17 protein-coding genes are annotated in these 24,911 nt (G+C 72.4%); 9 read left to right on the top strand and 8 right to left on the bottom strand.

From position 1 onward, the window contains the following. Positions 1-866: 866 nt before the first annotated feature. The 5 genes from ACYQ77_RS29735 (at position 867) to ACYQ77_RS29755 (ending at position 9,929) form a co-directional block, all read left to right on the top strand. On the top strand, positions 867-3,869 hold the full coding sequence (locus tag ACYQ77_RS29735; RefSeq protein WP_459716948.1) for an AfsR/SARP family transcriptional regulator: 3,003 nt from the start codon (positions 867-869) through the stop codon (positions 3,867-3,869). Then, on the top strand, positions 3,859-5,523 hold the full coding sequence (locus ACYQ77_RS29740) for an AfsR/SARP family transcriptional regulator (RefSeq protein WP_459716950.1): 1,665 nt from the start codon (positions 3,859-3,861) through the stop codon (positions 5,521-5,523). The genes ACYQ77_RS29735 and ACYQ77_RS29740 overlap by 11 nt, the downstream gene beginning before the upstream one ends. A 68-nt stretch (positions 5,524-5,591) precedes the next feature. Beyond that, the gene (locus tag ACYQ77_RS29745) at positions 5,592-7,634 is read left to right on the top strand and encodes a M14 family zinc carboxypeptidase (protein ID WP_459716952.1); all 2,043 of its coding nucleotides are present in this window, start codon (positions 5,592-5,594) and stop codon (positions 7,632-7,634) included. Positions 7,635-7,704: 70 nt separating this feature from the next. Further along, positions 7,705-8,868, top strand: coding sequence for an amidohydrolase family protein (locus tag ACYQ77_RS29750; protein ID WP_459716954.1), 1,164 nt, complete (start codon positions 7,705-7,707; stop codon positions 8,866-8,868). Beyond that, complete coding sequence (locus ACYQ77_RS29755; RefSeq protein ID WP_459716955.1) at positions 8,865-9,929, top strand: glycosyltransferase; 1,065 nt, start codon at positions 8,865-8,867, stop codon at positions 9,927-9,929. Before ACYQ77_RS29750 ends, ACYQ77_RS29755 begins: the two co-directional genes overlap by 4 nt. Here ACYQ77_RS29755 and ACYQ77_RS29760 read toward each other — a convergent pair. Continuing rightward, on the bottom strand, positions 9,918-10,505 hold the full coding sequence (locus tag ACYQ77_RS29760; RefSeq protein ID WP_459717041.1) for an HD domain-containing protein: 588 nt from the start codon (positions 10,503-10,505) through the stop codon (positions 9,918-9,920). The two genes, ACYQ77_RS29755 and ACYQ77_RS29760, sit on opposite strands and share 12 nt — an antisense overlap. A gap of 19 nt (positions 10,506-10,524) precedes the next feature. Here ACYQ77_RS29760 and ACYQ77_RS29765 point away from each other — a divergent pair, with 19 nt between their 5' ends. Further along, positions 10,525-10,872: an MmcQ/YjbR family DNA-binding protein gene (locus ACYQ77_RS29765; protein ID WP_459716956.1), complete on the top strand. Its 348-nt coding sequence runs from the start codon at positions 10,525-10,527 to the stop codon at positions 10,870-10,872. Here ACYQ77_RS29765 and ACYQ77_RS29770 read toward each other — a convergent pair. From ACYQ77_RS29770 to ACYQ77_RS29790, 5 genes are all read right to left on the bottom strand, one after another. Beyond that, complete coding sequence (locus tag ACYQ77_RS29770) at positions 10,859-12,157, bottom strand: ABC transporter permease (protein ID WP_459716958.1); 1,299 nt, start codon at positions 12,155-12,157, stop codon at positions 10,859-10,861. The genes ACYQ77_RS29765 and ACYQ77_RS29770 overlap by 14 nt on opposite strands. After that, complete coding sequence (locus ACYQ77_RS29775) at positions 12,154-12,849, bottom strand: ABC transporter ATP-binding protein (protein WP_459716960.1); 696 nt, start codon at positions 12,847-12,849, stop codon at positions 12,154-12,156. The genes ACYQ77_RS29770 and ACYQ77_RS29775 overlap by 4 nt, the downstream gene beginning before the upstream one ends. Continuing rightward, positions 12,846-13,847, bottom strand: coding sequence for an efflux RND transporter periplasmic adaptor subunit (locus ACYQ77_RS29780; RefSeq protein WP_459716961.1), 1,002 nt, complete (start codon positions 13,845-13,847; stop codon positions 12,846-12,848). Before ACYQ77_RS29780 ends, ACYQ77_RS29775 begins: the two co-directional genes overlap by 4 nt. 131 nt (positions 13,848-13,978) lie before the next feature. Next, positions 13,979-16,195, bottom strand: coding sequence for a M64 family metallopeptidase (locus ACYQ77_RS29785; RefSeq protein ID WP_459716963.1), 2,217 nt, complete (start codon positions 16,193-16,195; stop codon positions 13,979-13,981). Beyond that, positions 16,192-18,051, bottom strand: a complete 1,860-nt coding sequence (locus ACYQ77_RS29790) for a M6 family metalloprotease domain-containing protein (protein WP_459717043.1) — start codon at positions 18,049-18,051, stop codon at positions 16,192-16,194. Before ACYQ77_RS29790 ends, ACYQ77_RS29785 begins: the two co-directional genes overlap by 4 nt. A 340-nt stretch (positions 18,052-18,391) precedes the next feature. On the opposite strand from ACYQ77_RS29790, the gene ACYQ77_RS29795 reads away from it, so the two are divergent. After that, a complete protein-coding gene (locus ACYQ77_RS29795; RefSeq protein ID WP_459716965.1) occupies positions 18,392-19,489 on the top strand; it encodes a PucR family transcriptional regulator in 1,098 nt (365 codons plus the stop codon). Here ACYQ77_RS29795 and ACYQ77_RS29800 read toward each other — a convergent pair. Both ACYQ77_RS29800 and ACYQ77_RS29805 read right to left on the bottom strand, forming a co-directional pair. After that, positions 19,470-20,840: a hypothetical protein gene (locus ACYQ77_RS29800; RefSeq protein WP_459716967.1), complete on the bottom strand. Its 1,371-nt coding sequence runs from the start codon at positions 20,838-20,840 to the stop codon at positions 19,470-19,472. The genes ACYQ77_RS29795 and ACYQ77_RS29800 overlap by 20 nt on opposite strands. A 653-nt stretch (positions 20,841-21,493) precedes the next feature. Next, positions 21,494-23,197, bottom strand: coding sequence for a discoidin domain-containing protein (locus tag ACYQ77_RS29805; protein WP_459716969.1), 1,704 nt, complete (start codon positions 23,195-23,197; stop codon positions 21,494-21,496). Positions 23,198-23,481: 284 nt separating this feature from the next. Between ACYQ77_RS29805 and ACYQ77_RS29810 the strand changes: the two genes are divergently transcribed. Together ACYQ77_RS29810 and ACYQ77_RS29815 are read left to right on the top strand one after the other, a co-directional pair. Further along, positions 23,482-24,345 carry a DUF1996 domain-containing protein gene (locus tag ACYQ77_RS29810; protein WP_459716971.1) on the top strand — a complete coding sequence of 288 codons (864 nt, stop codon included), beginning with the start codon at positions 23,482-23,484 and terminating at the stop codon, positions 24,343-24,345. After that, positions 24,318-24,902, top strand: a complete 585-nt coding sequence (locus ACYQ77_RS29815) for a DUF305 domain-containing protein (protein ID WP_459716973.1) — start codon at positions 24,318-24,320, stop codon at positions 24,900-24,902. Before ACYQ77_RS29810 ends, ACYQ77_RS29815 begins: the two co-directional genes overlap by 28 nt. Positions 24,903-24,911: the final 9 nt, after the last annotated feature.

Below are 24,911 nucleotides of genomic sequence, written 5' to 3' on the forward strand. Positions count from 1 at the left end.
CCCCAAGCGGGCACCGACGGGCAAGCCCAAGCCCCGGGCGCAAGCCCAACAAAGGACTGCCTGCCTGCCATCCCGGAGACCAGCCCGTCCGGCGAGGCCCCCGGAGGGAAAACCCACAACAAGGCCAACCACCAAGCCCGGACACACGGACCGCCACATCGGCACTGTCCTGAACGCGCCTTTCAGGACACGAAAGCCAGACGAGGCACCCGGCCCACAACAGCCACAAGCCGCACCGACGGGCAAGCCCAAGCCGGGCGCAAGCCCACACACAAGGACTGCCTGCCTGCCATCCCGTCGACCTGGCGAAGCCCGATCACACCGTGTCAAGGGGGCCCGAAGCCCAAAGCACCACGTTCCCAAAGCCGCCGGGCCCCCTTGACGCGGTGTGATAGCCCTCCGGGAGGTCGACGGGATGGCAGGCAGACAACGAACACCAGTCCTTGCCAAACCAGCCCCGTGCCCAAACCCCCTGCCATCCCGGAGACCAGCCCGTCCGGCGAGGACCCCCCCGGAGGGAAAACCCAGGCAAGGCACACCACCACGCCCGGGGCACACAAACCGCCACAGCGGCACTGACCTGCGAAAACCGAAAGAAAACCGCGGCCCCAGTACGTACGGACAGCCCCCACCACTCCCGGGGGCACCCCGCTGTCCAGTCTACCGGTGCCCACCGACAAAACCACGGACACAGCCGCAGCCTGTGGACAACCACCCCACCTGTGGACAACCACCCCACCTGTGGACAACTCAGGGCCACCACCGGAAAACACTGTCCGACCAAGCCGGTCTTGGACTAGACCTTATGGTCGGAAGCAACCTCACGGCGTGCTCAGGTGTCAGAAAGGGTGAGGGGAGGTGGGGCCGTGCGCTACCGCATGCTGGGCAACATCGCCGCGTACGACGGTGCCCACTGGCAACCACTGGGCGCCGCCAAGCCCCGGGCGCTGCTCGCGGCGCTGCTGATCCGCGCAGGCGATGTGCTGAGCATCGACCAGCTGCTGTTCGAACTCTGGGGCGACCGCCCGCCAAGGAGCGCGCCCACCCAGATCCACGGCTACGTGCTGCGCATCCGCCGCATGCTCGGTGAGACCCACGCGCAGTCCCTGGTCACCGCGGGCCCTGGGTACCGGCTCGTCGTCGGTGAGGGGGACATCGACACGCGGGTGTTCGCGCAGCGTTCGGCACGCGGCCGGGACGCGCTCGAGCACGGCGACGTCGAGCACGCGGCGGAGCTGCTGGGTGGCGCGCTCGCCATGTGGCGCGGGCCCGTGCTGGCCGACGTGCCCGCCTCGCCGCTGGTGAACGGCATCCGGCGGCGGCTGACCGAGCTGCGGCACATCACCTGGGAGGCCCGTGTCGAGGCCGAGCTGGCGCTCGGCAGGCACACCGGCCTGGTCGAGGAGATCGAACGCCACGTCGACGCCCACCCCCTGCGGGAGCGACCGTGGCGACAACTGATGCTCGCCCTCGACGGGGCTGGCCGCCGCGACGAGGCCATCGCCGCCTACCGGCGCCTGCGCACGATCCTCGTCGACCACAGTGGCATCGAACCCGGCCCTGAGCTGCGCCTCCTCTACGACGACCTGCGAAGACCGCGCCCGCACCTCGTGCCGAAGGTGCCGAAGCTGGTGGGGCGCGCCGCGGAGCTGACCGCGCTGGACGCGCTCGCCGAGACGGAGACAGGACAAGGCCCGGTCATCGCCGCCGTCACCGGGCCCGCCGGGATCGGCAAGACCGCGCTCGTGCGGCACTGGGCCGGCCGGGACGGGTTCCCCGACGGCAGGCTCTACGCCGACCTCAAGGGCTACGGCCCCGGCTCCCCCGCCGAACCCGGCGCCGTGCTCGCCACCTTCCTGCAGGCCCTCGGCGTCCCCGCCGACGCGATCCCCGACGACGAGGACAGCCGGGCCGCGCTCTACCGGTCGCGGCTCGCGGGCGGCCGGGTGCTCGTCGTGCTCGACAACGCGCGGGACGCCGCACAGGTGCGGCCGCTGCTGCCCGGGCCGTCGCCCACGATGGTCGTGGTGACCAGTCGCGACGACCTGCGCGGGCTCGCCGCGACCCACGGGGCGCACCTGCTGCGCCTGCCCGTCCTCGAACCCGCCGCCGCGGTCGCGCTGCTCGGTGGCGCCGACGCGGACGTGGCGGAGCTGGCCGCGCTGTGCGGGCACCTGCCGCTCGCGCTGCGGATCGCGGCACGCAAGCTCGCCGCCCGCACCCCCGTGTCGGCGCTGGTCGAGGCGTTGCGCTCGGGCGACCTCGACGGGTTCGCACACCGCAACGCCGCGGTCCGCGCCGCGTTCGCCGCCTCCTACCGGGCGTTGCCCGAGGCCGCCCGGCACGTGTTCCGGCTGCTGGGCCTCACCCCGGGCCGCGAGTTCACGGCACACGCCGTCGCCGCGCTCGCCGGGCTGCCGGTGCCCGCCGCGGCGGCCGTGCTCGACCGGCTCGCCGCCGCGCACATGGTCGAGCCCGCCGGCCGCGGCCGGTTCACCTGCCACGACCTGCTGCGCAGGTACGCGGTCGAGCTGGCGCCCGCCGACCCGGCGGCCCGGCGACGGCTCGCCGACCACTACCTGGCGACCGCGCTGCACGCGGCCACGTTCGTCAGCCCGCACATGGCGCGCGTGCCCGGTCCGCCGGTCGCGGCCGAGCCGGTGCCGTTCGCCGACCACGCGGCCGCGGTGGCGTGGCTCGACGCGGAACGCGCGAACCTCGTCGCGGTCGGCGGGTGGCGGCTCGTCGACGCGCTGCGCGGCTACTTCTCGATGCGGTCCTGCCGCGGCGACTGGGCCACGGCGGCACGGGCCGGGCTCGCGCTCGCGGTGGCCGAGGGCTCGGCCGCCGGGCAGGCGGCGATGGCGATCTCGCTCGGGCTGCTCTCGTGGTGCGAGGGCCGGTACGCCGACGCGGGCACCCACTACCGGGAGGCCGCGGTGTACGCGCGGCAGGCACGCTGGCGGGAAGGCGAGGCGACCGCCCTCAACGGCGCGGGCCGCGCGGAGATCGGGCTGGGCAGGCCCCGTGAGGGCAGGCGGGTGCTGACCGAGGCGCTCGCGATCGACCGCGCCACCGGGTTCCGCGCCGGGGAGGCGCGGGAACTGCACAACATCGGGCTCGCCATGCAGCACGAGGGCCTGCTCGAGGCGGCCGTCACGCACCAGGAGCAGGCGCTGGCGATCTACACGGAGCTGGGCGACATCCGCGGCCAGTGCGTGGTGGCCGACGCGCTCGCGTGGGCCCGCCAGCTCGCCGGGCTGCCGACCGACATGTCCGAGCACACCGCGGCCCTGGCGCTGGGCGCGGGCCTCGGGTGGGACGCGGCGCAGGCCGGGGTGCTGCGCACGATCGCGGCCCGCCACCGCGACGCGGGCCGGTTCACCACCGCCCGCGAGTACGCCACCCGCGCGCTCGCGCTGGCCAGGGACGGCGGCGAACACCAGGTGCGGGTGGACTCCCTGACCGTGCTCGGCGACGCGCTCAGCGGTCTCGGCCTGTACGCCGAAGCCCGCCGCGCCTACACCGAGGCCCTGTCCGCGGCGGCCACGTCCGGTTTCGTCACCGGCCGCGTCGACGCGCTGCTGGGCCTCGCGCAGCTGCACGTCCGCAGCGGTGAGCCGGCGACCGGTGAGGTGTGGGCCCGCAACGCGGTCGCCGCCGCCCGTCGGCACGGGCTGCTGCTGCGGGAGGCGTGGTCGCTGACCGCGCTCGCGGGCGCCACCGCCGCCCGGGGCAGGCACACCGAGGCGGTCCGGTACGCGAAGGACGCGCTCGCCGCGTGCGAACGCAGCGGGCACCACGCGGGCGCCGCCACCGCGCTCACGCTCATGGGCCACCTCGCGAACGTGCAGAGCCATGCCGGCTGACCTCCGCTTCCGGCTGCTCGGGCCGCTCGAGCTGGCCGTGTCCACCGACAGCGCCGAGACCGACTGGTCCGCGATCGCGTCGACGAAACGGCGGGCACTGCTCGCCGCGCTGCTCATCCGCGCGGGTGAGACCGTGCGCGTCGACCAGCTCGTGCACGAGCTGTGGGGCACCCGGCCACCGGACAGCGCGACCACGCAGGTGCACCAGAACGTGATGTGGCTGCGCCGCACGATCGGTGACGAGCACGGCCGGGTCCTCGTCACCGACGGGCACGGGTACCGCCTGGACGTGTCCGCGGACCAGCTCGACGTCGGCCGGTTCGACGACCTCGTCCGGCGTGGCCTCGCGGCGCTGCACGACGGCGACCCGGAGACGGCGGCAGGCCTGCTGCGGCAGGCGATCGGGCTGTGGCGGGGGAACCCGCTGTCCGACGTGCCGCCGACCGAGCTGGTCGCCGCCGCGGCGCAGCGGCTCAACGAGCGGTGGCTCGACGCGTGGGAGAACGCCGTCGAGGCCGAGCTGGCCTGCGGTCGGCACGAGTCGGTGGTCGCCGAGCTGATCCAGCAGGTCGAGGTGCACCCGCTGCGGGAGCGGCCGTGGCGGCAGCTGATGACCGCGCTGCACCGCACCGGGCGGCAGGCGGAGGCGCTCGCGACGTTCCAGCGGGTGCGGCAGCTGTGGGTGACCGAGCTCGGCGAGGAGCCCGGCGTGGAGCTCCGCCGCCTGCAGCAGCGGATCCTCGCGCCCGCCGAGCGGATCGTGCCGCGCCAGCTGCCGGTGGCGCCCGGGTTCGTCGGCCGGGCCGCCGAGCTGTCGCAGCTGGGTGGCGGCACCACCGCGGTGGTCGGCGGCGCCGGGGTCGGCAAGACCGCGCTCGCGCTGCACTGGGGCGCGTCGATGAGCGAGAAGTTCCCCGACGGCCAGCTGTACGCCGACCTGCGCGGCTTCGACCGCCGCCCGCCGCTGCCGCCCGCCGAGGTGCTCGGCCGGTTCCTGCAGGCGCTCGGGGTGCCCGTGCCCGACGGCGAGGACGAGCGGGCCGCGGTCTACCGGACCACGCTCGCCGACCGCGAGATGCTGATCGTGCTGGACAACGCCCGCGACCCCGACCAGGTGCGGCCGCTGCTGCCCGGGCAGTCGCCGTCGGAGGTGCTGATCACCAGCCGCGACGACATGCGCGGGCTGGTCGCGACCCACGGCGTGCACCGGGTGGCGCTCGGCCCGCTGCGCCCCGACGACGCCGTCGAGCTGCTGTCGGCGGTGCTCGGCCCGGCGGACGCGGAGTTCGGCGAGCTGGCGCGGCTGTGCGACCACCTGCCGCTGGCGCTGCGCATCGCGGCCGCCAACCTGTCCGCGCGGCCACAGCAGACGGTGGGCGACCTCGTCGACGCGCTGCGCGGCGGGGACGTGCTCGCCGAGCTGTCCGTGGCCGGCGACCCGACGGTCGGGCTGCGCGCGGCGCTGGACCTGTCGTGCGCGGACCTGCCGAGGGACGCGCTGCTCGTGCTGACGCAGCCGGAGATCACGACCCCGGTCCCGGGCCTGGACCGGCTCGCCGCGCGGCACCTGGTGACGCAGCACGGGTCCGGCCGCTACACCGTCCCGCCGCTCGTCCGCGCCTACGCCAACACGGTGACAGGACTGTATTTTTGATTCGATCTCTTGACTGACGCGTCCCGTGGTGAATGATTCACGCATCAACCACCCGTCTGGGAGGCGACATGTCAAGACGCGGATGGGGTCTCGCGACCGCCGCCGTGCTGGTCCTTTCCACTGTGTCCGCCGGGTTCTCGGCCACCGCGGCCCCGGCTCCCGCCACCGCGGAGGGACTCGCGCTCGTGCGGGTCCAGTTACCCGCGGAGTCCATGTTCGACGAACTCGTGGCGAGCGGCGCGGACATCGCGGCCCGCCCCGGCAAGCTCATCGTCGACCTCGTCGTCACCCCGGGCGAGCTCGACGCGCTCACCGCACGCGGCGCCACGACCGTCCAGGTGATCCAGCGCGACGGCGACGGCACCGCCCGGTACGCGCAGACGGCGCGGGCGGCACGGACCGCCGCCGCCGACACCCTGCACTTCCTGTCCGCGAACTGGTGGACCGCCGACGGCACCACGTTCCTGCAGACGCTCGTCGCCACCACCGCGGTCGCCGACCCGGACGTCGAGATCACCGTCACCTGGACCGCCGAGAACGGCGCCACGGGCTCGTACCCGTTGCAGCGCTTCGAGGACGCCGGCGAGTACCAGTACCACGTGGCCGAGCCGCAGGTGCTGCCCGCGAAGCCGGTGAAGGTGACGGCCACGTCCAGCCTCGGCGGCGTGTCCCGCGCGATCACGCCTGCCGCGTGGCCGGGCGCGACCCCGCCGGAACTGCCGAGCGGCTACCAGAAGGACTTCATCGACGCCTACATGACGCCGACCGACATCAAGGCCAGGGTCGCCCGGCTCGGGCGCCAGTACCCGGACCTGGTCGACGTCGTGAACCTGCCGAACAAGACGCAGGGCTACCGCCGCACCGCCACCGCCTACCTCGGTGACCCGGCCACCGCGGCGGTCGTCGTCGAGTCGAAGCAGTTCGGCGACCAGGGCCCGAACGGCTGGCAGGTCAAGTCGGTCGACCCGGGCAGGCCGAACCGGCCCGCGCAGGCGACGTGGCGCGACCGCGTGCTCACCGTGTCGCTCGCGACCGACCGCACCGGTGCCGTCATCTCCACCACCGACCAGGTCGCCGCGCTCATCACGGCCCGCTTCCCGCAGCGCTTCACGGCGTTCGTCGAGGACGGCTCGGCGGGCAAGGTCATGCCCGTGGCCGGCCCGGTCACGATGGACGACGGCCTCGACGGGTCCGTGTCGCGCAAACCGTGGACCGTGCAGGCGCTGCGGATCGGCGTGCACCGCGACGGTTCCCGCACGGGCGTGCTGGCGTACTCGCAGGAACACGCCCGCGAGTGGGCCACCCCGCTGGTGACGCTCGAGTTCGCGGAGCGGCTGCTCGCCAACTACGCCACCGACGCGGCGACCAGGCAGCTCCTCGAGGACGTCGAGGTGTTCGTGATCCCGGTGGTCAACCCGGACGGCGCGAACTACTCGTTCAACGACGCCAACTTCCAGCGCAAGAACATGGTCAACCACTGCACCGGTGTCCAGCGCGACCCGAGGTACGCCGACTCGTGGGGCGTCGACGTCAACCGGAACTACACGGTCGGGTCCGTGTTCGACGGGTACACCGGCGCGTCCGCGACGAACTGCCTGTCCGGCACGTTCGCGGGCACCGGTGAGCTGTCCGAGGCGGAGTCGGCGAACGTCATCGAGCTGGCGAAGGCGCACGACAACATCCGGTTCGCGATGAACGTGCACAGCTACGGCGGTTACTTCATGTGGCCGCCGGGCGCGTACGCGATGCCCGGACGGGTGACGCTGCCGCGGCCGTCGGCCGAGGAGGCGGCGCTGTTCCAGGCGTCGGCGAAGCGGATCGTCGGCGCGATCGCGTCGTCGCGGGGCACCGTGACGTGGCCCTCGCGCACCGGCCCGGTCGCGGACGTCCTGTACTCGGCCGCGGGCAACTCGGCGGACCAGCTGTACTACGAGCTGGGCATCTTCGCGTGGGACTTCGAGGTCGGCAACGACCGGTGGAACGCGGCGACCGGCCAGTGGGAGGGCGTCGGCTTCCAGCCGCCGTTCCCCGAGGCGCACGCCGAGTCCCAGGAGTACGCCGACGGTCTGGTGGAACTACTGCGCGTGGCACGCGACTACGCGCAGGACTGATCGGGCGTCCATAAGGGACGAACGGCCCGGGGAGCGTCGCGTTCCCCGGGCCGTTCGCGATGGACCAGGTATGACCACCACCAGGCCGCTCACCGCGCTGCGGGCCGCGCGGCTCTTCGACGGCGAACGACTCGTCGACGACCCGCTGGTCGTCCTGGACGGCGGCCACGTCGCGGCGGCCGGCGTCCCGGTGCCCGACGTGGACACCACCGACCTCGGTGACGTGACGGTCCTGCCCGGCCTGATCGACACGCACGTCCACCTCGCCTTCGACGCGAGCCCCGACCCGGTCGGCGCGCTCGCCGCCAGGTCCCCCGACGAGGTGCGGGCCGCGATGGCGGCCGCCGCGATGGCCACCGTGCGGTGCGGCGTGACCACCGTCCGCGACCTCGGCGACCGCGACTACCTCTCCCTCGACCTGCGCGGCACGCCCGGCCTGCCCACGATCGTGGCCGCGGGCCCGCCGATCACCACGCCGGGCGGGCACTGCCACTACCTCGGCGGCGCGGTCGAGGACACCGAGACCGCGGTCCGCGCGGCGGTGCGGGCACGGGCGGAACGCGGCTGCGACGTCGTCAAGGTCATGGCGAGCGGCGGCACCCTCACCCCCGGCACGCACCAGCACGTCCCCCAGTTCGGGCTCGCGACGCTGCGCGCGATCGTCGACGAGGCGCACAAGCACGGGCTGCCGGTCACCGCGCACGCGCACGCCAGCGCCGCGATCGCGGACGCGCTCGACGCCGGGGTCGACGGGATGGAGCACGTGTCGTTCTGGTCGGCGGACGGCGTGGACGACCGGCCGGACCTGCTGGCGGCGATCGTCGAACGGCAGGTCGTGGTCGGCGCGACGCTGGGGACGGTGCCGGTCGCGGGCCTGGTGCCGCCGCCGCAGGTCCTGGCGCGGCTGCCGAAGCTGCAGGCGGTCCTGGCCCGGCTGATCGCGGACGGCGCGCTGGTCGTCGCGGGCACGGACGCGGGCATCGGCCCGCCGAAGCCGCACCCGACGCTGCCGCACGCCATCGGGCACCTGCTGAAGCTCGGCATGAGCCCGCTCGACGCGCTGCGGACCGTGACGTCCGTGGCGGCCCGGGTGTGCGGGCTGGCGAGCAGGAAAGGCAGGCTGGCGCCGGGGTTCGACGCGGACCTGGTGGTCGTCGGCGGTGACCCGTTCACCGACCCGGCCGCGCTGTTCGACGTCCGCGCGGTGTACCTCGGTGGGAGGATCGTGGCGTGAAGGTCGTGTTCGCGAGCCTGCCCGCCTACGGGCACCTGTACCCGTTGCTGCCGTTGGCGCTGGCGTGCGCCGACGGCGGGCACGACGTGGTCGTGGCGACGGGTGAGCCGTTCCTCGACGCCCTGCCCGTCCGGACCGCGCGCGGGATGGCCGAGGGCGTGGTGCTGCACGACATCGAGCAGGAGACGTTCCGCAACCACCCCGGGCTCGAGCCAGGGCCGGAGTTCGCGGGGTGGATGTTCGGGGAGACGACCATCCGGCACGCGCTGCCCGCGCTGCGGGCGGTGGTCGAGCGGGAGCGGCCCGACCTGGTGGTGCACGATTCGTTCGACATCGCCGCGCCGGTCGCCGCGGCGGAGGCCGGGGTCCGCGCGGTCGCGTTCGGCCTCGGGCAGTGGCTGCCGCTGTTCCGCCGGTTCTACGAGATCGCGGGCGCCGACCCGGACATGCCGGGCGGCTACCTCGACATGATGCCCGCCGCGCTGCAGAACCCGGCGCCGCTGCCGGACACCCGCACGGCGATCCGGCCGGTGCCGTGGGCGCCGTCGATGCCGTCGTGGGCGCCGCCGACCGGGCGGACGGTGTACGTCACGCTGGGCACGGTCGCGTTCGGGGCGGTCGATGTGCTGCGCCGGGCGGTGCTGGAGACGGCGGCGCACGACGTGGACGTGCTGGTGGCGGTCGGGCCGAAGGGCGACCCCGCGTTGCTGGGTGAGGTGCCGTCGAACGTGCGGCTGGCGCGGTTCGTGCCGCAGGCCGAGGTGTTCGCGCACGTGGACCTGGTGGTGCACCACGGTGGCGCGGGCACGATGCTGGGCACGGCGGCGGCCGGGCTGCCGCAGCTGGTCCTGCCGCAGGGCGCCGACCAGCACGTCAACGCGGCGGCCGTGCAGCGGGCGGGCGCGGGCCGGGCGCTGGCGAACGGGGAACAGACGCCGGGCGCGATCGGGTCGGCGGTCGGTCACCTGCTCACCGAATGCCAGGAACGCGCGACCGCGCAGGCGCTGGCCAAGGAGATCGCGGCGATGCCGTCCCCGGCCGAGGTGGCGTCAGCCCTCTAACGCCGCGAGTTCGGCGGCGAGGTTGCGGCGGGCGGCGGCCTCCCGGTGCCGGGCCAGCGGGTACAGCGGGTCCTTGGCCAGCAACGACCGCAGCACCGCGGCCCGGCCCGCACGCCACTGGTCGTCGGTGACGTGGGCGTACTCGGCCCGCACCGACTGCCGGTAGCGCTCGTACTCCTCCGGCGGCGCGGCGAGGATCGCCAGGTCCGCGTCCAGCAGCGCCTGCGCGGCCCGGTCGCCCGGCGGGGCCGTGTGGCCGGCCGTCGCGAGCACGAGCCCCGCCACCCGTGCCACGTCGTCCTCGGCGAGCCCGGCGGCGGTCAGGGTGGCCCGTGCCCACGCCGCGCTGGCCCGTTCGTCCTCCCCCGGCCGCCCGTCGTACACCACGTCGTGCGCCCACGCCGCCAGCGCGACCACCGCGCGGTCCCGGCCCTCGGTCATGGCCACGGCGTCCCGCACCACCTGCCTGACGTGCGTCAGGTCGTGGTACTTCCGGTGCGGTTCCGCGTAGCGCTCGGCCGGCTGTGCCGATCCCGGTGTGCCGCCCAGCGCCAGCACCGCCTCGTCCCACTCCACGCGCTCCATAATGGCAACCATGGTGACCGCCGACGACGTACGTGCGATCGCGACCAGCCTGCCCCGCACGGTCGAGCGCCTGGTCCGGGACCGGGTGAAGTTCAACGTGGGCCGGATCGTCTACGTCGCGCTGTCCCGCGACGAGCTGACCATGGGCTGCGGCTTCCCCAAGGAGGAACGGGAAGCCGCCATCGAGGCCGAGCCGCACAAGTTCGCCATGCCGAGCGTCGGCGACCAGCGGTACAACTGGATCCACGTCGACCTCGCCGCCATCGACGAGGAGGAACTGCGGGAGCTGGTCACCGACGCATGGCGCATGTGCGTGCCCAAGAAGGTCGCCAGGGAGTACGACGCTAGGCTCGCATGACGGTCGCGATCGGGATCCGTGCCGCCCGCGCCGCCGGGACCAGACCGCCCAGCACGCCCGCGATCAGGCCCGCCGCGACCCCGGCAACCCCGGCCTCCCACGGGAACGTCACGTTGTCGAGCATCGGGTGCCGGTCGCCGAACAGCCTGCCCGCCGCCGCCAGCCCCGCGACGCCCGCGCCGATGGCCGCCACCGCCGTCAGCAGGCCGGTCAGCAACGTCTCGGCCAGCACGATGCCCGCCAGCAGCAGCCTCGGCGTGCCGACGGCCCTGCGCAGCGCGAACTCCTCGATGCGCTCCCCGACCGTCGCGAGGCCCACGTTCAGGATGCCCGCGGATCCGATGAGCAGCACCAGGATCGACACGCCGAGGAACACCCAGCGCATCATCTGGATCTCGCCCGGCATCATGTCCTCGGCGCGGATCGTGTTGACGTACAACGTGCTGCCCTCGCCGAGCGCCTCGATCTTCCTGCGCAGCGTGTCGACGAAGTCCGTCGCGGTCGGGGCGGCCAGCAGTTCCGGGGTGCCGAACAGCGGGTTGGTGAGCACGTCGACCGGCATCCAGTTCAGCAGCTCGTCGGACCGCACGTAGGCCTGCGGGTTGCTGTTGCCGTCGTCGACCACGCCGGTGATCCGCGGCGTCGAGTTCGCGGTCGCGCCATCGAACCGCATCTCCGCGGGCACCTGGTACCTCGTGAAACCCTTGGCGGCGGCCGTGTTCAGCACGAGCCTCGGCGCCATGGACGGCGCGCCGTCGAAGTCCAGCCACTGTCCTGATCGGACGTGGAGCGGCCGGAACTGCCGGACGTCCCCGGTCAGCGCCACCACCCGCAGCTCGATGGCCTGCCCGGACGGCTTGCCCTCGTTGGGATCGACGCAGTTGCCCTGCGCGTCGCAGCTCATCGGGGGAGCCCAGCCGCCACCGCTGCCGTCCAGCGGCGCGCCGCCCTCGTTGATGGGCCGCACCTTCGGCTCGCCGATGATCGCGTTGGTCCCGAGCAGCGCCACCACGTCGTCGCGGCCCGCCACCGCCGCCATCACGAGCTCGCCCGCGTTCTGGCTCGACTGCACGTGGATCTGCTGCGTGCCGTCGACGCCCATGGACAGCTCGGTCGAGGCGACCAGCGCGCGGTAGGCGATCACCTGACCCGCCTGCGCGGCGACGACCCCGAGCACGCCGAGGAACAGGCTGATCATCGACAGGAACGTGCGCAGCTTGCGGGCCCGGATGCCCTGCCCGCCGATGATCAGCGCGGACCGGAACCGCCCGGAGAACCGGATCACGCTCGCACCTCCGCCGGCACCAGCACGCCGTGGTCGAGGTGCAGGACGCGCTGCATCTTCGCGGCGTGGTCGTGGTCGTGGGTGACGAGGATGAGCCCGCAGCCGCGGTCGGTCGCGGAGCGCAGCGCCTCGACCACGAGGTTGCCCGTGTCGGTGTCCAGCGCGCCGGTCGGCTCGTCGGCGAGCAGGACCTTCGGTTCCCGCACGAGCGCGCGGGCGATCGCGACCCGCTGCTGCTCACCGCCGGACAGCCGCGGCGGCTTGTGCTTCGCGAGGTGCCCGATGCCCATCATCTCCAGCGCCGCGAGGGCCTTGGCCTTGCGTTTGCGGCGCGGCAGCCAGCCCTGGCCGTTGACCAGCGCCATCGCGACGTTCTGCGCCGCGGTCAGGTGTTTGAGCAGGAAGAACCGCTGGAACACGAACCCGAACTCGGCACTGCGCAGCGCGGCGGCCTTCCGTTCCGGGATGCGCGTGATGTCCCGGTCCCCCAGCAGGTACCGCCCCGCGTCCGGCCGGTCGAACAGGCCGATGAGGGAGAGCAGCGTGCTCTTGCCGGACCCGGACCGCCCGAGCACCGCGATGCTCTCTCCACTGTGGAGGGTCAGGTCGACGCCGGCGAGGATGGTGCGCGGTTCCTCCTGGCCGGTCAACGTCTTCGTCAGTCCGGTGATCCGGATCAGCGGCTCGCTCACTTGCCACCCGGATTCGCGTTCTCGTCGGCCGCGGGCGCCAGGTTCGGACCCGGCACGGCCAGCTTCTCCGTGCCGGTCAGCCCGGACTTGATCTGCACGACCTTGCCGTCGGTGAGCCCGAGCACGACGTCGACGATCTTCCTGGTGCCGTCGTCCGCCACCACCTCGACCTGCCCCTTGCCCTGCCCGCCCGCGACGGCCTCGACCGGCACGACGAGCGCGTCGGCCGCGGTCTGGGTGACGATCTCCAGCGTCACGGCCGCACCGTTGATCAGCTTGGTGCCCGAGGGCGCCGTGCACACCAGCCGCAGCCCGGAGGCCTCGGAACCGGACGGCTGTGGTTCGGTCTCCTGCCCCTTCTCCTCCTCCGGCGACGGTGGGAGCGCGCTCTCCCCGGGCTTCTCGCCGGCGGGCGGCTCCGGGTCCGCGGGCGGCGGCGCGGGCACGGTCCCGGCGGGCAACGCGGCGATCGTGCCGCGCACCCCGCACGGGAACGGCCCCGGCCCGTTCTTGATCTGCCCGCGCACCTGGGTGAGCCCGTCGGCGATCTGGTACGCCTTGTCACTGTCGATCTCCGCGACGATCCCGTACCCGGCGAGCTTCGCCGACACCACGGGCATCCCGGCGGCGACCGACGCCTTGTCGTCGACGAGCCGCCCCGCGAACGTCGCCCCGGCGGGCACCTCCACCCAGTGCGGTTCCCCGTCGGCCCACACGGAACCGACGCGCACCGGTTCCGTCGGCGTGCTCTCGGGCGGGTCGACGTCGAGGAACCGCATCTCCCCGCCGACCGGCGCGACCACCCCGAACACCGGGCTCATGGTGACCGTGCCCGCGAGGCTGACCGAGTTGGTCAGGTCCTGTTTCGCGGGCGTCACCGTGGTCATCACGGTGCCGCGGTCGGCAAGCGCGGGCAGCGGCGCGGCCGCCTCCGTGGTGCTGCACGCGACCGACACCGCGAGCACGGACAGCAATGACCCGACATGGACGAGCTTCAACGCGGCCCCCAGACCTGATCTACGTTCCTGACCGGTATGACGCCTCGGAAAGCCACGAGGTTGCCCGGCGGTGGCCGCACGCTACCGCACGGGCACGGCGTGAACGCGGATCGGTTTTGGTGACAGCAGTGTCAGCACTGGCCTGTCGACGGGCCTCCCACGGTGTTCGCGATCCCGAGGTCGTCCGGTGCCGTCGTGTTCGCGGTGCAGGTCAGCGGTCCCGCGACCGTGACCCCCGCGACGACGGGAGCACGGTTGCCGGTCAACGTCACCGGGCCGCGGACCACGCCGCCGAGCACCTGGACCTCGCCCCGCACACCGGTGACCGCCAGCGGGCCGGCCACCGTGCTGTGGAAGGACACCACGGTCCCGGTCGCGCTCAGCGGGCCGTTGATCGTCGCGTTCGTGGCGACCAGCGCGCCGCCGCTCGTCACCGTCACCGGACCGGTCACCGTCGCGCCGTCGAGGCACGTCACGCCGGTCCGCACGACCAGCGGGCCCACCCGTCCGGTCACGGTCGTCGTGCACGCGGGTGGTGGCCGCAGCAGCGTCACGTCGAACGCCGACGACGGGCCGACGTTGCCGCTCGGGTCGATCGCGCGGTACTCGACGGTGTGCGTCCCGTAGTTGGTCGGCACCTCGTCCCACGGTGAAAGCCGTGGCACGCCGAGCTTCCCGTACACGAGGTCGTCGATCTCCGTGCCCTGCGGGGTGAACAGGAACGGCGCGTCCGGGTCGGTCGGCCACCCGAAGTAGTTGAACCAGCCGTCGCCGTCGGTGCGGAACTCGCGCACGACGTAGCCCGGGGTGTCGTCGGCGCCGTCCAGGTCCATCGTGAACGGTCCGTTGTAGACGTACGAGGAACCGCCGGACAGCAGCGGTTCCGACAGCGCGTACGCCGCGCTCGGGCCGGTCGCGTCGACCGTCCACGTGCGCACGTCCGTCCCCACGGTCGCGGTCAGCGTGTGCGTGCCCGTCAACCCCGACCGGGCCAGGTCCACGGCGCGGTCGTTGTCGCCGGTGTCGAGCACGGTGCCGTCGAGGCGCCACGTGATCGCGTGCACCGCCGACGTCGGGTGCGTGGCCTCCGCGTACACCACGTCGGTGCCGCCGACCGCGCGGGTCGTCGGCGTCGAGCCGGTGAACGCCGCGGGCGCGGGCACGTCCGGCGTGGTCAGCGCCGTGTCGACCGTCCACGTGCGACGCTGGGTCAGCGCGGCCGACCCGCGGATGGCCGGATCCCGGACGAAGGAGGTCGGGTCCGTGACGGTCGCGGTCACCTCGTGCACGCCGGGCGCGAGGCCGGACGGGTCGAAGTTGCGCGTGCCGGTCGCGGCGACCACGCCGTCGACGGTCCACATGACGTCGAGCTGGTGCGAGACCGGGTACATCGTCTCGACCCACAGCACGCGGTCCGCGCCCACCCGGCCCGCGGGCACACCGTCGGCGAGGATGTTCGTCTTCGCCGAGATCCGCTGCGTCATCTGCTCGCGGCTGATCTGGTCGAAGTAGTAGCCGAGCGTCTTCATCATCGAGTGCGCCGCGGGCCGCCACACACCCGTGCCCGAGTACAGACCGCCTTCGTAGCGGCCGATCGGGCCGCCGGACTCGCTGGTCTCGCCGAGCCAGCGCCACCACTTCTTGTGCTGCGCCAGCATCTCCTGCTCGGTCAGCAGCGTGTGGTGCGACGACGACGGTTCCCCACCCGCGTACGGGGCGCCCCGCTCGCCACGCGCGTAGTAGTCGTACTCGTCCTGCAGCCCGCCGAGCGAGTGCCCCAGCTCGTGCGGGGTGATCAGCGCGGACATGGCGTTGCCGCCCGACGCGGTGGCGTTCGCGCCGCCCGCGCCGCCGTAGGTGTCGCTGTTGCCGAGCGCGAGCAGCTGCCGGTTCCCGCGCGTGGTGCCCGGCACCAGGTCCGCGTACCGGTTGGCGGCGGTCCCGTTGACGGTCAGCAGCCGCTGCACGCTGTTCGGGTTGCAGCCGCCCCAGAAACCCATGCCGAGCGGCGTGTCGACGGTGCCGGAGGCCAGCCCCGGATCACAGTCCACACCGGACTCGGCGGAGGTGATCTCCACCGCGTAGACGTTGACGTAGCTGCGGTAGGACTTGAACGGCTCGATCGTCCACAGCACGTTCAGGTGCTTGTCCAGGTGCGCGCGGAACTCCGGCATCTCGGCGGCCGTGTACCCGTCGCCCATGACGACGAGGTTGAACCGCTTCGCCGGGTCGCCGGTCACCTGCACGGGCACGACCGTCGCGTCGCCCGGCGCGGCGGCGGCAGCGGGCGGCGCGGCCACGACCGCGGCGGCCACCGCCAGTGCGGCCAGCGCCGCCCGCCCCCTCATCGGCCGATCACCGTGCAGCGCGCGGTGGCCTTCTTCGCCGGGTCGCTCTCGGACGTCGCCGTGAGCGTCACCTGTGTGGCGATCGGACCGCTGCCGGTCTTCTTCGCGTACACCGGAACCTTCACGTAGGCGCCGAAGTCCGCCGTCGTCAGCGCGTTCGGCACCGCGACCTCCCAGCCGCCGCCCGCGACCGACGCGGACACGCGGTACACGTCGCCGCCGGTGTACTTCGACACGTCCTCGGGGTGCGTCCCGGCGGGCGCGGCGTTGCGACCGGTGTTGAACAGCGGGAACTCACAGGTGGCGAGCCCGTCGCGGTCGGGGAGGCCGAGCGTCGGCAGCACCTTCACGCCGCGCTTCTGCGGGCCGGCGCCGTCGAGCGAGCGGATCGCGACCGTGTAGGACAGCGCGCCGGCGCGGTCACGCTTGACGTCCAGCACGTAGAAGTGCAGCCGGTTGGCCTCGTCGACGTACTCGTACTCGCTGCCGGAGTTCGTGCCCGCGTGGAACAACGCGTCGGACAGCTGCCGGTAGTCGCCGATCGTGATGGGCACCTCGGTGCCGTCCGGGAGGACGTAGTCGGTCATCCCGATGTCCTGCGGGTTGGCGTCGATGACCCACTCGAACGGCGCGCGGTCCTGGTCCTTGGTCTTGGCGAGCAGCACGCCCGCGTCCGGCGTGAACGAGTCGGCGCCCATCCGGTCCACGACCTCGACCGTGTAGTTCTGGTAGCCGCGGCCGTCGCAGAACGGGTCGGTGCTCGTGTCGCACGGCGGCGCGAGGTCGCCGCCCTCCATCTGGATGTTGACCCCGGACAGCCCGGTCGGTCCCGGCTGGACGGTCCGTGCGGTGATCTTCGCGATCACCATGCCGGAGTCGGCGAGCGCGGCACGGGACAGGCGCAGCACGTTCTGCTCGTCGACCATGTTGAGCTTGATCTTGTTGCGCAGCATGTGCTGCGCACCCATGGAACCGCCGCCGGTCGGCGGGATCATCCACCGGCTGTGCGGACCGCCCGGCCCGTTGAACGAACCACGCGACAGCATCTCCCAGATGCCGGTGTACGCGCGGCGCGGCGGGTTGCCGTAGGGGTTGTTGTAGTTGTCACCGATGCCGAGGATGTGGCTGAACTCGTGCGCGTACACGCCCATGCCGGAGCTCTCGGCCTGCGTCGACGAACCACCGCCCGCGTTGGGCCAGATGGTCGAACCGGACGCCCAGGAGGTCCAGTCGACGTAGCGGGTCGGCGACCAGTTGGGCAGCGCGGGGTCCGGCGGGCCGAACTCGTCGGTCACGTCCTCCGGCGTCGCGAACTTCATCATGCCGAACTCCTGCCAGGTCGAGGACTCGTCCTGGCCCGCGGAGAGGAAGAACACGAAGTCGAAGCCCGCGGGCACCTCGGCGCCCTGGTCCGCGACCCACGCGGCCCGCCCGTCGGTCCGGATGTTGCGGTTGCAGTTGTCCCCGGCCGGGCAGGCGGCGCCCGCCTGGAACTCCATGGCGTACTCGTGGTCCTTGCCCGGCATCGTGTACGGGCCGAAGGCGGTGAGGTCGACGCCGTAGCGGCCGCCGGAGTCCTCCATCCAGTACTCGTGGATGGTGTGGCCGCGGTTGAGTTCGTTCGGCTTGTTGAGGAAGTCCTGGTAGAACTGCGCGACCTGGTCCTCGGGGATGTCGTGCGCCTCGCTGCTCGGGTTCGCGAACACCGTCGAACCCTGCGGCTGCGTCACGACGAACGGCTGGTTCGGGTAGTCCAGGAGGACCAGCGCGCCCTTGAAGGTCCGCACCGACCCCTTGACCGACGGGTCGGCCCAGTTGGTGCCGGGGACCTTCGTGTAGTCCTTCTCCCAGGTCATGTGGTCGGGGTTGACCCAGTCCTGGGGGTCGATCGGCGCCGGGAAGCCGCTCTGGGCGGCGGCGACGCGGGCCGAGGTGTCGTCGGTCTGTTGCCACGGCTGCCGTTGCGGCCAGTGGTCGAACTGCCAGGGATGGGCCGGTCCGGCGGGCGGTGCGGCGAGCGCGGGCCCGGCGGTCATGCCGGCGGTCAGTGCGGCGGCGGAGAACAGGGCGGTCACCACGAGGGCAGGGCGACGAGTCACACACGGGGACGCTAGCCGCGCACTTGACCCACATCATCGATCCGATGTAGGGAACGTCCTGCGCACGATCCGACATGTGTCGAAAAGGGGAGGTCGCATGCACCCGCAACCTGCCGTCGACGATCTTGCGCACCGCATCGGCCGTCCCGTGCTGCTGGAGGACCACGCGCAGAGCGTGCTGGCGTACAGCACCCAGAACGGCCCGATGGACGACGTCCGGCGCGACTCGATCCTCCGCCGCCACACGGCCGACGAGGTGCGCCAGCACTTCCGCGCCGCGGGCATCTTCGAGGCACGCGGCCCCCTGCGCATCCCGGCGTCCGGCGACGTCCTCCCTCGGGTGTGCGTCCCGGTCCGGCACCGGGACCGGCTGCTGGGTTTCCTGTGGCTGATCGACGAACCACCGATGCCCGACGAGGCCGTGGCGGAGGCGACGGTGGTGGCGGCGGACCTGGCCGTCACCCTGCTGCACGAGGCGCTGGCCGCGGACCTGACCACCCAGCGGGAACTGGCGGCGGTGTCCGGCGTGCTGCTCGGCGACGACCCGACGGGCGCGCAGGTGCTCGTCGAGGAGAGCGGTTTCCCACCGCTGCCGGTGACCGTGCTGGTGGTGCGCGGCCCCCGCGACACCCTCGAGTCGGGGCTGCTGGTGGCACGGCAGCGGTTCCCGTCCCGCCACCTGCTCCGCGCGGACCACGGGGTGCTGCTGTGCGCGGGCCGGGTGGCGCTCGCCGAGGTGCCTGCGCTGTTCCCGCACGCGGTGGTGGGCGTCGGCGACCCGAGACCGTCGTTGGCGCAGGCGGCCGCGTCGTACGCCGAGGCGCTGCACGCGTCGGTGGTGGCGGAGCGGGTGCCGTCGTTCGGCCCGGTCGCCACGTGGTCGTCGCTGGGCGTGTACCGGATGCTGGCGCACGTGCCCGCCGACGCGATCCACCCCGGGGTGGGGGCGTTGCTGGCGTCGCCGGAACACGTGCCGCTGCTGGCGACGCTGGAGACGTACCTGGATCTCGCGGGCAGTGCGGTGGAGACGTCGACCGCGCTACGCCTCCACCGCACGTCGCTCTACTACCGCCTGCAGCGCGTGGAGTCGTTGACCGGCACGAACCTCAAGGACGGCCACGACCGCCTGCAGTTGCACCTGAGCCTGAAACTCGCACGCCTGCACGGCCGGTTCCCTACTCCGTCATCACGATGAAGTCGCCGTGGGTGCCGTAGCCGAGCACGGGTTCCGCGAACTGGGTGCCCTCGAAGGTGACCATCCAGTACCGGTGGCGGTACTGGAAGACCATGGGGTGCGGGATGTTCGTGCCGTACGGCGCGTTGAGCGTCCCTTGTGGACGCATGGCGAGGTCGTACGTGCGGTACACGCGCGCGTCGCCGTCGCTGGCGAGCACGTACCACCGCCCGTGGATCCGCTGGATGATCGTGCCCTCGGTCTGGTCCAGCGTCAGGTCGGCGCCCACGAGCGACAGGCTCTCCAGCGACCGCCCGCGTGCCAGCGCCGGGTGGAAGACGAACGCGGGTGACTGCGCCGGGCTCTCGACGAACGCGACGTGCCACTGCCCGTCGATGCGGGTCATGGCCGGGTCCCACGAGCTGACGCTGGTCGGCAGCGGCATCCGTCGCGTGGGCAGCACGTGCACGCCCGACAGCACGTTGGCCCTGGTCCGCACGTACCGGACGTGCACCCCGGCGAAGTCGAAGTCGCCCCAGGAGGACATGGCGAGCACGAACTCGTCGCCGTCGATCACGATCTGGCCCGCGTGGTCGCCGAGCACGACCCCGTCGCGGGCGAAGAACAGTTGCGCCACCTGGGTCAACCGCGTCGGGTTGGCGAGGTCGAGGGTCCACACACCCCAGTGCGCCTGCTGGAAGAACCCGAGACCGGCGTTGGTGAGCGTGAGGTAGAGCTTGCCGTCGCGGATGTAGGGGCGCCCGTCGGCGTACTGCACGACGTGCGGGTCCCGCACCCCGGCCTGCCCGTAGTACCCGGCACGAACCCGCCCCGTGGCGCCCTCGTACCCGTAACTGAGCCGCCCCAGCACCCGCGGGTCGCGCAGGTCGATCAGCGCCCGGACCCCGTCGCGGTTGGTGAGCAGCGGTTGCCACCCCGAGCCGGTGTCGGCGAGCACGGTGACCGCGTTCTCGTTGACCACGACCGCGAACCCGGCGCCGGCGGGCAGGTCGACCGCCGCGGACGCGACCACGGTGGTGCTCCCGCCGACGGTCACCTCGATGGTCGCCGCACCGGCGGAGTACCGGCCGAGCACGGCGGTCCCGTCCCCGACAAGCCCCGCGGCGACGGTGCCGGACGAGCGCGTGAGCACGGTGCAGAACGGCGCCACCGGCCGGATCCCGGTGGCGACCGCACCGGTCCGCGCGGGCGCGTCGTACTGCACGAACCGAGGTGCGATCAGGTCGAACGGCCGGTATTGGTGGCGGATCCGGAACTCAAGCCCTGCCGCGGCCGCCACCCCGGGTAACGCCAGCCCCGCCAACCCGGCGACGGCCGCTCCCCGCATCAAGGTTCGCCTGTCGAAAGACATCGTCGTCCTCCTTCATAGGTTGCCGCCCACCCACTTAACGCGGTTCCCGGCAAACAATCAACGACGAAATCGAACAACTTCAAACACCTCGCTCGCCGCGGGAAGCAGCTCTCAAACCCCGAACAGCCCGCGAGCCAAAGCCCGCCCGAGACAAGGGCGCAAGCCCACCAGCAGAGGACTGCCTGCCTGCCATCCCGTCGACCTGGCGAAGCCCGATCACACCGTGTCAAGGGGGCCCGAAGCACGACCCAACCCCGCACCCAAATCCCCGGGCCCCCTTGACGCGGTGTGATAGCCCTCCGGGAGGTCGACGGGATGGCAGGCAGCCACGGACACCAGTCCTTGCCAACCCAACCCGAGACCAAACCCCCGCCATCCCGGAGACCAGCCCGTCCGGCGAGGACCCCCCGGAGGGAAAAACCCAGGCAAGGCACACCACCAAACCCGGGAACACAAACCGCCACAACGGCACTGACCAGCGAAAACACGTCCACCCAGTACATACGGCAGCCCCCACCACTCCCGGGGGCACCCCGCTGTCCAGTCTACCGGTGACCACCGACAGGGGGACGGATGTCGATCTTGCCTGTGGACAACCACCCCACCTGTGGACAACGTCCCGGGGCCGCCCGAACGGACGGCCCCGGGAACGATCACCGATACACCCGCACGTAGTCGATCACCATGTTCTGCGGGAACTGCGTGCTCGCGTTCGGCGGCCCGGGCCAGTCACCGCCCACCGCGTTGTTCAGGATGATGAAGAACGGGTGGTCGTAGACCCAGGGTCCGCGGGTCGAATCCAGCGTGTCCTTGTTGACGGTGAAGAAGTTGTTGCCGTCCACGAAGAACCGCATCTGCGCGGGCCCCCACTCGACGGCGAACACGTGGAACGCCGCGTTCGCCGCCGTGCCGAGGTTCAGCGGCGAGCCGTACCCGCCCGCGCCGAAGTACGCGGGCGCGTGCAGCGTCGAGTACACGTTGTTCGGCTCCTTGCCGACGTGCTCCAGGATGTCGATCTCACCGCACGCCGGCCACGGCCGTCCCTGGAAGAAGTTGCTGCCCAGCAACCAGAACGCTGGCCACAACCCCTGCCCGCTCGACACCCGGATGCGCGCCTCCACGCGCCCGTACGTGAAGTCGAACTTGCCGGACGTGTTCAACCGCCCCGACGTGTACTGGCACGTGGTGCTCCCACCGGACAACGGGTCCGGCGGGCACGACGACCCGGGCGTCACCTCGCGGCGCGCCTGGATCACGAGGTTGCCCGTGCCGTCCATGCGCGCGTTGTTGTTGTTCGTGTAGTACTGCAGCTCGTTGTTGACACCCGGGCCGACCTCGGGTGTCCACTTGGCAGGGTCCGGTGTGGACCCGTTGGGGCCGTTGAACTCGTCGCTCCACGCGAGCCGCGTGAAGTCCGGCGTCGGCAGGGCCGGCGGCGGTGTCGGGTTGCCGCCGGTGCCGTAGACCTGGAACTCCCACAGCGAGTAGCCGTACCCGTTGGAGCGCGCGGTGCCGTACATCCGGACGTACCGGCCGGTGCCGTTCACGGTCAACGTCTCCTTGAAGCCGCGGCCCGCGTTGGTCTGATAGATCGTCGTCCACGAGGCGTTGTCGTTCGACACCTGGATCTGGTAGGCCGTCGCGTACGCCGGATCCCATTGCAGGACGACCTTGGTGACCGTCGCGGGCGCGCCGAGGTCGACCGTGATCCAGCCCGGGTCGACCCAGCCGTTCGTCGCACTGGTCGCCCAGCGGGTGGCCGGGTCGAAGTCGGTCGCACGCCCGGGCACGCAGCCCGAGCACGCGCCGTCGTTCTGGAACGTCGACGCCGTCGCCGGCTTGTTGTACGACAGCAGGCCGTTCTCGACCGGGCCGCCGCCCTGCGTGCCGAACACCTGGAACTCCCACAGCGAGTAGCCCCACTGCGTGGCGCGCGTGGTCAGGTTGAGCCGGACGTAGCGACCGGTGCCGGTCACCGGAAGTGCCTGCACACCACCGGTTCCCGTGGCCGTGGTGTACACAGTGGACCACGTGCTGGCGTTCGCGGAGATCTGCACCGAGAAGCCGCGCGCGTAGGCGGCCTCCCAGTTGACGCGGACCTCGTCGACGGCGTAGGTCCCGCCGAGGTCGACCTGCAGCCACTGCGGGTCGCTGAACTGGCTGGACCACCGGGTGCCGGTGTTGCCGTCGACCGCGGCGGTCGCCGGGAACGCCGCCGCGTTCTCGGTCGACGACGCCGTGACCGGTTTGCCCTGCGAGACGAGCGCGCCCGCCGCCGTGGCGGGCGACGGAACGTTGAGCAGGGTGACCGCGAGTGCCGCGACCACCCCCGACGAGAAGAAACGACGAAATCTCATGCGTGCTCCTTTGCACGCGACGGGGGCGCGTCCGGTCGCGAACCGTCGGCGTGGAACAGGGAGGGAATAGAGGCGTGAGAGCGCTCTCCCAAGGACAGAGCGTGGCGATCCGGACGAAACCTGTCAAGACTGAGGGCCGTTGGGCGGCAGCGGCTAGGCCAAAAGGGGTCATTTGTTCCTGGGCAGAACAAAATCGTTGACCGGCGAGTGTGACCCCGGTCATCCTCGTTCGTGAGAGCGCTCTCTCGTTCCCCTGCAGGAAACGTCGAGGGAGTTTGTCTTCAATGGCGAAGAGACGAATCAGATGGCTCACGCTCGGCCTCGCGGCCGTCGCGGCGGCCGGCGTGGTCGCGAGCGGCGGCATCACCGGCGACCCGGAGCAGGCGCAGGCCGTCATCCGGGTCGCGGAGTTCCCGGCCGACTGCCGGCTGAGCCACCGGCTGCCGGACGACCCCATCGTGCTGCCGAACCTGCCCGGCGCGTCCCACTCACACGACTTCTTCGGCAACCACGCGACGAACGCGAACACCACGACCCACCAGCAGCTGGCCGGCGCCACCGGCAACTGCGACCCGGCCGTGGACATCTCGTCGTACTGGGTGCCGACCCTCTACCAGAACAACCAGCCGGTGGTGCCGACCGGCATCACCTTCTACTACCTGGGCGAAGGCGTGAACAACCCGGCCGCGATCCGGCCGACGCCGTACGGGCTGAAGATCGTCGCGGGCAACGCGAAGGCCACCGGCGACGCCGACTCGATCGCCCGCTGGTCGTGCCTGCACGCCGGGCACGTCGCCCCGTCGAAGAACTTCGTGACCTGTCCGGCCGGCACGCAACTGGAGACCTACCTGGACTTCCCGCAGTGCTGGAACGGCACCACGCTGGACTCGCCGGACCACAAGTCCCACATGGCGTACCCGGTGGCGGGCAACTGCCCGTCGTCGCACCCGGTCCCGGTGCCGAAGCTGCGGATGGTGCTGCGGTACCCCGTCAGCGGCGACCCGTCGGGCCTGCGGCTGTCGTCCGGTGACGGGCGAACGTTCCACGGCGACTTCTTCAACGTCTGGCCACCGGCGGAGATGGAGCGCCGCGTGCGGGACTGCATCAACCCGGTGATCAAGTGCGGCCACGACGGTCGGCCGCTCTGATCCCGCTCCTGTCCGCCGCACTCCTCACGGCGTGCGGCGGGCAGGGCACGGCACCGGCCCGGAACCCTGCACCGCAGGCCGGTCCCCAGGCGGTCGCGTCGAGCAGCGGCTCGCAGAGCGCTCTCGACGCGACCGCCGTGGCCTTCGCGGAACTGGTCATCGCCACCGACGGCCAGGCCGTGAAGCTCCTGGACCTGGGTGCGGACCGAGCCAAGTCGGCCGGTCTGCGCGAACTCGCGGGCACGCTGGCGTCGGCACGCAGAGCGGAGGCGGCGCGCCTGCGCGGCATCCTCGACGACGCCGGTGTCGCGTACGTCGACAACCACGCGGGGCACGACATGCCGGGGATGCCGACGGAGGCGGAGCTGACCGCGCTCGCCGCGGCCCCGGACTTCGACGCCCAGTTCACGAAGCTGACCAGGGCGCACCTGACGGAGTCGGCGACGGTCGCGAAGTCGGGGGCGTCGTCGGTGGCGCACGCGGCGACGCAGGCGGTCGCGGACGCGATGGTGCTGGAACGGGAGAGCGCGCTCCGCGCCCTCGACGCACTCGGCTGACGGACTCCG

It is taken from the genome of Actinophytocola sp. KF-1 (genome assembly GCF_054661535.1).

What these genes read in the sequence shown, in the direction of transcription:
- ACYQ77_RS29765 (WP_459716956.1), top strand. Translation starts at nt 10,525, where the DNA reads ATGGTGACCGCCGACGACGTACGTGCGATCGCGACCAGCCTGCCCCGC.
- ACYQ77_RS29790 (WP_459717043.1), bottom strand. Translation starts at nt 18,051, where the DNA reads ATGACCTGGGAGAAGGACTACACGAAGGTCCCCGGCACCAACTGGGCC.
- ACYQ77_RS29745 (WP_459716952.1), top strand. Translation starts at nt 5,592, where the DNA reads ATGTCAAGACGCGGATGGGGTCTCGCGACCGCCGCCGTGCTGGTCCTT.
- ACYQ77_RS29810 (WP_459716971.1), top strand. Translation starts at nt 23,482, where the DNA reads ATGGCGAAGAGACGAATCAGATGGCTCACGCTCGGCCTCGCGGCCGTC.
- ACYQ77_RS29785 (WP_459716963.1), bottom strand. Translation starts at nt 16,195, where the DNA reads ATGAGGGGGCGGGCGGCGCTGGCCGCACTGGCGGTGGCCGCCGCGGTC.
- ACYQ77_RS29750 (WP_459716954.1), top strand. Translation starts at nt 7,705, where the DNA reads ATGACCACCACCAGGCCGCTCACCGCGCTGCGGGCCGCGCGGCTCTTC.
- ACYQ77_RS29805 (WP_459716969.1), bottom strand. Translation starts at nt 23,197, where the DNA reads ATGAGATTTCGTCGTTTCTTCTCGTCGGGGGTGGTCGCGGCACTCGCG.
- ACYQ77_RS29795 (WP_459716965.1), top strand. Translation starts at nt 18,392, where the DNA reads ATGCACCCGCAACCTGCCGTCGACGATCTTGCGCACCGCATCGGCCGT.
- ACYQ77_RS29740 (WP_459716950.1), top strand. Translation starts at nt 3,859, where the DNA reads ATGCCGGCTGACCTCCGCTTCCGGCTGCTCGGGCCGCTCGAGCTGGCC.
- ACYQ77_RS29800 (WP_459716967.1), bottom strand. Translation starts at nt 20,840, where the DNA reads ATGTCTTTCGACAGGCGAACCTTGATGCGGGGAGCGGCCGTCGCCGGG.